We start from the raw sequence: 6,372 nt of genomic DNA on the forward strand, positions 1-6,372 counted from the left end.
TAGAATAAACCTGCAGATCACTCACTCATCTTCAGCTAACTTAGAGGCGGCCCGGACGAAGTCCCGTTCAAACGGGGAAAATCCCTAACAGCCGATAATCAGGCTGATCCCCCTTAAGGAGAAGAAAAATGGGAGTTGCCACCTTTCAGGACCTTTTTAAAGGCCAGATGGATTACATCTTTTTCTTTGAGGGGTTGGCTTTTTTCTTGGTGTTGGCAGTTTGCTACCTCTTTCGCGGGGATGTTTATCAACGACTTCACTGGCGCTGGTTCGGCGGATTCGCCTTAGCTCAGGGAATGGCTGCCTGGCTGTCACTGGTCGCCATAAATATTTCACAGCCTTCTTATTTAAGCATCATCAGCGCTGCTTTGCTCATTGTTTCATGGGTCTGCTTAATGGAATTCGGTCGGTCCGGGTTGAGCCGGGTCCGGGGCCGGGAATCGGGATTATGGCTGTTAGCTCTACTCCTGATGATGACTGCCCTGGGAGGTTTGCGAGGCTGGGCCGGGATAGAATTCGTCAGTCATTATACGCTAGGATTAATCGGGGGATTGTGGGCTGCGGCTGCACTGTTTTCGGCAGGCCGCCAACTGCCTCCTCAAAATCGCGGCAGCGGTCAGCTTGCGAGCCTTTCTCTGGGCCTGTTTGCGGTAAGCACCGCGCTTTCGCCCCTCCAGTCCACCCTGTTTTCGACCGCCTGGCTCAATCAAGACCTCCTGGCGCGCTTTACCGGTGTGCCGATTCAATTCTTTCAGGGGCTGTTGGCCTTTGGGATGGCGGCCGGCATATATGGCTATTTGCCGTGGCGTCAGAAAGAGGAAGAGGCTCAAGATACCCGGTATCGTTCCCGTTACATGTTTACGATGCTGGCCACCCTCTCGGTCATCCTGGGCTTGGGCAGTGTCTTGACCCTTTATCTGGGAGACTGGGCCAATAAACAGCACGATAAGGTCAAAGCCGAGGTTTCGGAATATGCCGCTATTGTGGTAAACCGGTTAAACGCCGAATTCAAGCATCTGGATGATGGCGCCAAAGCCTTGGGCGAAACGAGTTGGTTGGCCTTATCGATTCGCACTAACCGAGAGGTAGATCAAGATCGGGTTAATGGCTTATTGGACCGCTACAAAGAAACTATGGGGGCGTCGGTCTGCTATCTCATGGATACAACAGGAAAAACCATAGCCTCCTCCAACCGCAATGACCACGATAGTTTTTTGGGCCATAACTATGGCTTTCGCCCCTATTTCAAACAGGCTATTAGCGGGTCCTTCGGCCGGTATTTTGCCGTAGGCGTTACTTCCAAGGTGCCGGGGTATTATGTGAGCTGCCCCGTGCGCGCTCCCCGGGGAAAAATCACGCGAGGGGTGGCGGTAATAAAAGTCTCCATGGATAAAATTACTGAGGAACTGAAAGCCGCAGTTCAAAAAGGCAATTCCATAATGGCCCTGGCAGACCCACGCGGCATCGTGTTTCTGGCCACCAATCCGGACATGATTTTTAAAAGTCTCTGGCCGCTGGATCAACAAAACCCTGCTGAATTAAAGGATCAGTACGGCAAAGACCGGTTTGCCCCCATTTTTCCCGCAAAATTTGAGGATGGGGCCCGAGTGGAGCTTCAGGGGGTAAATTATCTGGTATCAAACGCTGGGACCATCCACGCGGGCTGGTCGATCTTTTTTTTCCGTCCCGTCGAGCGCCTCGGCATGTACCGGCTCGGCGGCATTCTGCTGGCTTGTATTTTGGCGCTCCTGGCCCTGGTCAGCCTGAGCAGCAACTTATATCTCAAGGAGTACGCGCTCTCAACGTCGGGCCGCGTCAAGGCCATTTTGGACGCCGCGCCCGAAGCCATTGCCGTTATCGATCCAAACACCTCACAAATTAAGGAATCGAATCAGTTTATGGCCCAGGCCCTGGGCTACACGCCTCAAGAGCTGCTTGCCTTAAGACTGGATGACCTGCTGGACCAGCAGCCTCAAGAAACCCATGACCAGCTTCAAAAAATTGTTCAACAAAATGACGGAACCCAGCAACGCTGGCAGTTCCGCCATAAAGACGGCAACCACCTGGCGCTTGATGTTATAGGGGTGGGGCTGAAACAAAGAGGAAAAAATCAGGCGTTGATCTTCGGCCGGGAGGCGATTCCGCTGCAGCCGGTCAATCCTGGATTCGGGACGCCTGGCCATTTCCTCCTCGAATACAACCCCGAGGCCTTAAGTGCGAGTGGCAAGTTGGACGAGTTTAACAATATTTTGTCATCCCTGATCCTGCAAACGGAAATGGCCCTGGACGAGCAGCCCAATGAAAGCAGTGTGTGCCGCAACTTACAGGAGATGCTCGAATCCGCCCTCCAGGCCAAAAATCTGGTTCGGGAAATAGTTACCCGGCCCCCTAAGGAAATAGCCAAAGTAGCCGCGCTTCGAGGTGAGCATCTCCTGCTGGTGGATGATGAGCCTCAACTTTGCAAGCTGGAAGAAAAATTATTCCGGCGTCTCGGGTACCGTGTCACTGCCTTCACTGACAGTTCTTCAGCCTTGGAAGCCTTCCGAAGAAGTCCCCAGGAGTTTGATCTGGTCATCGCTGACTACAGCCTGCCCCTGATATCTGGTCTGGAGCTGGCCCGTGAACTCCAGCGCCTGCGCCCTGATTTACCCATTATCCTGGCAACCAGCTTTGGCGAAACCGAGAAGATCAACGGAGCCCGGCAAATGGGCATCGAATGTTTGGAGAAACCCGTCCTTGGAGGGGACCTGGACAAGATTGTCCGGCGCTTGTTGAAGAAGCATCGTCAAGCCTGATCGTTAAAGACGGTCCCGTTTTCTTATCGGTCTCTTATGAGTCTGCGGCTCTCTTCATGGGCAAACTTCCAAAGGGAATCGGAGAAGCATTGTTTCATAAAATTCCTGCGTAATCTGAAGTGCTTCTTGGGCTTCTTCAAGTGATGGTTCTTCCAGGTCACCGGGATAGCGAAATTTCCAGGCATATTCAGTGAGGGGCACGGCACGATCAACCAGATCTTTTAAGGTCGAATCCACATCTAGACACTGCTCACCTAATTCTTCCAGGCTGTGAGTTTTCCGAAAAGGCAGGCCGTGCCACATGAGAAACCCTTTGAGTATTTTTTCGATTGCCTGCTGACAATGGAACACGACATCAGACAGAAGCGGGGGAGAAGCGGTGAAATCATGGCGCGCCGCCTTCACATCCGTTTCCGCTTTTCGCAACCAGGCTCGGGTATCAGCCACCAAAACCGGATCAAGCGGCATAGAGTAATCTCCCCTCTCGGATAATGGTCGCAGGTAGCGAGGGAGGAAGATGGAGACGGCTATCAAACGCCTCCCTCGTCCAAACTAATACGTCCGCGGCGGCCCGGGTGCCGCGTAAGGCCTGATAAGCCAGGCGGCTGCGCCTTTTTTCCGGTGGCGCGTCGTCGGATACCACTACCATGAGGTCATAGTCGCTGTCTGGTCCGGCATCGCCTCTGGCCTTGGAACCAAACAGGTAGATGCGCTCTGGTTGAAATACCTCGACCAGACGTCGCAGGACCTCATTCAACATGGCATCCTTATTTTGCATTTCTAAGTCCCAGATGGTCATTGAATAACTCGTCGGCCCCTTGTTTCCTTACACCACCGAATCCTCGATGCGGTTGTCGAACACCCGCTGGCTCTTGCGCTCCGAGCGGGGCAGCTTCCCGTAGTCCATCACCACCACCTCGGGGGTGACCATGAGTTTATGCTTGACCACATAGCGCACTTCACGGCAGAGCTCATCAACGCGGCCCGCCTCCACTCCTTCGCCCCGCTCCACCTTGAGGAGCATGGAGTCGCGGCCGTGGTCGTCCCGGGTCAGATGAATCTGGTACTCGGACCCCAGCCCCGGGACCTCAGAGAGGATGCGGTCCACACTGGACGGGTAAATGTTCACCGCCCGGAACTTGAACATATCGTCCGTGCGGCCCCGAAGGCGGGAGTGCCGGGGCAGGATACTGCCGCAGGTGCACGCTCCCGGGATGATGCGGGTGATGTCCCGGGTGCGGTAGCGGATTAAGGGCGCGGCCTCCTTGCACAGGGTGGTGACCACCATCTCCCCCCACTCGCCGTCGGGGACCGGAAGTAGAGTCTCCGGGTCCAGGATCTCCAGGATGTAGTAATCGGCCCAGTAGTGGATGCAGTCGTGGTCGGGGCACTCGATCCCGGTGCCGGGTCCGTAAAGCTCGGTCATCCCGGGAATGTCGAAGAGTTCCACGCCCCCGAAAAGTTCGGAAATCTTGCGCCGCATGGACACCGACGAGCGCTCTGAGCCATAGATGATCTTCTTCAGATTGATCTTGTCGGCAATGCCCCGTTTGTTAACCTCTTCGGCCATGAGCAGGCCCATGGACGCGGTGCAGCACAACACCGTACTTTGCAGGTCCACCAGAAACTCGCAGTGCAGGTCCACATTCCCCGGCCCCACGGGCAGGGCCATGGCCCCCAGAGCCTCGCAGCCCGCCTGGAAACCCACCCCCGCGGTCCAGACCCCGTAACCCACCGCGATCTGCACCCGATCCAGAGGGGTGACACCGGTCATCTCATAGGCCCGGGCGAAGAAATGCCGCCAGTCGTCCACGTCCTTTTGGGTATAGCAGAGAATCTTACGTTTGCCGGTGGTGCCGCTACTGGCGTGGATGCGCACGATCTGCTCAAAGGGCACCGACCGGAAGGCAAAGGGGTAACCATCCCTGAGGTCTTCGGCCGTGGTCAGCGGCAGTTTCTGTAAATCGGCCAGGTCGAGGATGTCCCCCGGTGAAATCCCGGCGTCGTCCAGATGAGTCCGGTAAAAGCTGGAGCCCTCGTAAGCGTGTCGCATCGTCCACTTCAGCCCCGCCAACTGGTGGGCCTTGAGTTCGGACTCGGTCTTAAAAGACGGCAAAAAAGTCTGCTGGCTCAAATTCGGCTTCTCCAATCTGATATTGGTCAATCCCGCCGCGCCCAAACGGGACGCGGCCGGGTTGTTGTCGGAACCCGCCCCCAGAAAGGCCCGGCGCAACTCCGGGTCCACCAGGAGTTTGTCGCTTAAGCCCTGGCCCACCAGGTGGCCGTTGGCCAGGAGGTAAGCCGACTTAGAGGCGGTGAGAGCCCGGGCCGCGTTTTGCTCCACCAAAAGTATAGTCACCCCGGCCCGGGTCAACTGTTTAATGATGTCGAAAATTTCATCCGTTATGAGCGGCGCCAGCCCCAAAGACGGCTCGTCCAAAAGCAACAACCGCGGCTGGGCCATCAGGGCCCGGCCCATGGCCACCATCTGCTGCTCTCCGCCGGAGAGCGTGTTGGTGCGCTGGCCAACCCGTTCTTTAAGGCGCGGGAACCGCGCATAGACTCCATCAAGGCGCCGGGCCATCTCAGAGGCGCCGATGCGTAAGGCCAGAGCCCCCAATTCCAGGTTTTCCTTGACCGTCAGGTCCCCGAACATCTCCCGGCCCTCGGGGCACAGGGCCACGCCACGGGCTGCCATGGCCGCCGCGGATGAACCGGTGACGTCAACACCATTAAGGATGATACGCCCGCCCGACGGCGGCGCCAGTCCCATGATGGCCTTGAGCAGGCTGGTCTTGCCCGCGCCGTTGGCCCCCACCAGGGCCACGGTTTCGCCCTGCCCCACGGCCAGATCGATGCCGAACAAAGCCTGAGCCGCGCCGTAGTGCACCGTCAGGTTTTCGATGCGAAGCAGGGTTTCCGTGCGCTCAACCTGGGACATGCGTTTCCTTTCCCTTAATAATTAATGCTAAAATGGCCAATTGGTCAACCGTTTTAGTTCCTTGAAGGTTTGGTCCCAGGTTACTTTTGCTCGGTCAGCCTTCGGTGTATTCTGCATTCCATATTTATAGTGCTTGCCAAAAGAGCCTCTTGCAAAAGTCTCTTTACGGTCGAAACCGTATATATGACATAAGCACAGGCTGGAAAGCCTGTGCTACCGGCGAATTTCTCAAAACAAGGCTAAAGCTTGCGACCACATAATGTCCGGTAATTTTGCAAGAAACTCTTTTGGCAATCACTATAAGAGCCTGCGCTTCGTTCATGATAACAGAGAAAAACGGTTTAAAAATGGCTTTTAGTCCCTCAAAACTACCCCAAAAATCGTTGAAAATGGCCGGGCGCAGGCCGATTGGAAGGGCAAATCCGGCACATGTGCCGGGACATTGCCGAGGCGCCCTCGCCATATACCCGGTCTAAACCCGCGTGCAAGCGCGTTCCGGTCGAGGCGGTGCCAGGGTTGTCACGCCCTGTCCCGCGCTGGTCCCGGGCTAAATATTCGGCTTTCGCAAAACTTAGCCAGTATTATCAAGGGATTAATGGGGCGCCGGCATCCTTGTGCCGGGACACGGCACGGGTG

4 protein-coding genes are annotated in these 6,372 nt (G+C 56.0%); 1 reads left to right on the forward strand and 3 read right to left on the reverse strand.

Translation table 11 applies throughout. The annotated features are described in order from the left end of the window. Positions 1 to 128 precede the first annotated feature (128 nt). Complete coding sequence (locus WC600_16175) at positions 129 to 2,795, forward strand: response regulator (protein MFA4904272.1); 2,667 nt, start codon at positions 129 to 131, stop codon at positions 2,793 to 2,795. A gap of 54 nt (positions 2,796 to 2,849) precedes the next feature. Here the strand turns inward: WC600_16175 and WC600_16180 are convergent, their stop codons facing one another. The 3 genes from WC600_16180 to WC600_16190 are packed head-to-tail and all read right to left on the reverse strand — an operon-like array spanning position 2,850 to position 5,736. Next, positions 2,850 to 3,263, reverse strand: coding sequence for a HEPN domain-containing protein (locus tag WC600_16180; GenBank protein ID MFA4904273.1), 414 nt, complete (start codon positions 3,261 to 3,263; stop codon positions 2,850 to 2,852). Next, positions 3,253 to 3,594, reverse strand: a complete 342-nt coding sequence (locus tag WC600_16185; protein ID MFA4904274.1) for a nucleotidyltransferase domain-containing protein — start codon at positions 3,592 to 3,594, stop codon at positions 3,253 to 3,255. The genes WC600_16180 and WC600_16185 overlap by 11 nt, the downstream gene beginning before the upstream one ends. A 27-nt stretch (positions 3,595 to 3,621) precedes the next feature. Continuing rightward, positions 3,622 to 5,736: an ATP-binding cassette domain-containing protein gene (locus WC600_16190; GenBank protein MFA4904275.1), complete on the reverse strand. Its 2,115-nt coding sequence runs from the start codon at positions 5,734 to 5,736 to the stop codon at positions 3,622 to 3,624. Between the last annotated feature and the right edge of the window lie 636 nt (positions 5,737 to 6,372).

It is taken from the genome of Desulfobaccales bacterium (assembly GCA_041648175.1).
In the GTDB taxonomy this organism is placed as follows: domain Bacteria; phylum Desulfobacterota; class Desulfobaccia; order Desulfobaccales; family 0-14-0-80-60-11; genus 0-14-0-80-60-11.

Excerpts from the sequence above, each read along its gene's own strand:
- WC600_16175 (MFA4904272.1), top strand. The coding sequence starts at position 129 with ATGGGAGTTGCCACCTTTCAGGACCTTTTTAAAGGCCAGATGGATTAC.
- WC600_16180 (MFA4904273.1), bottom strand. The coding sequence starts at position 3,263 with ATGCCGCTTGATCCGGTTTTGGTGGCTGATACCCGAGCCTGGTTGCGA.
- WC600_16185 (MFA4904274.1), bottom strand. The coding sequence starts at position 3,594 with ATGACCATCTGGGACTTAGAAATGCAAAATAAGGATGCCATGTTGAAT.
- WC600_16190 (MFA4904275.1), bottom strand. The coding sequence starts at position 5,736 with ATGTCCCAGGTTGAGCGCACGGAAACCCTGCTTCGCATCGAAAACCTG.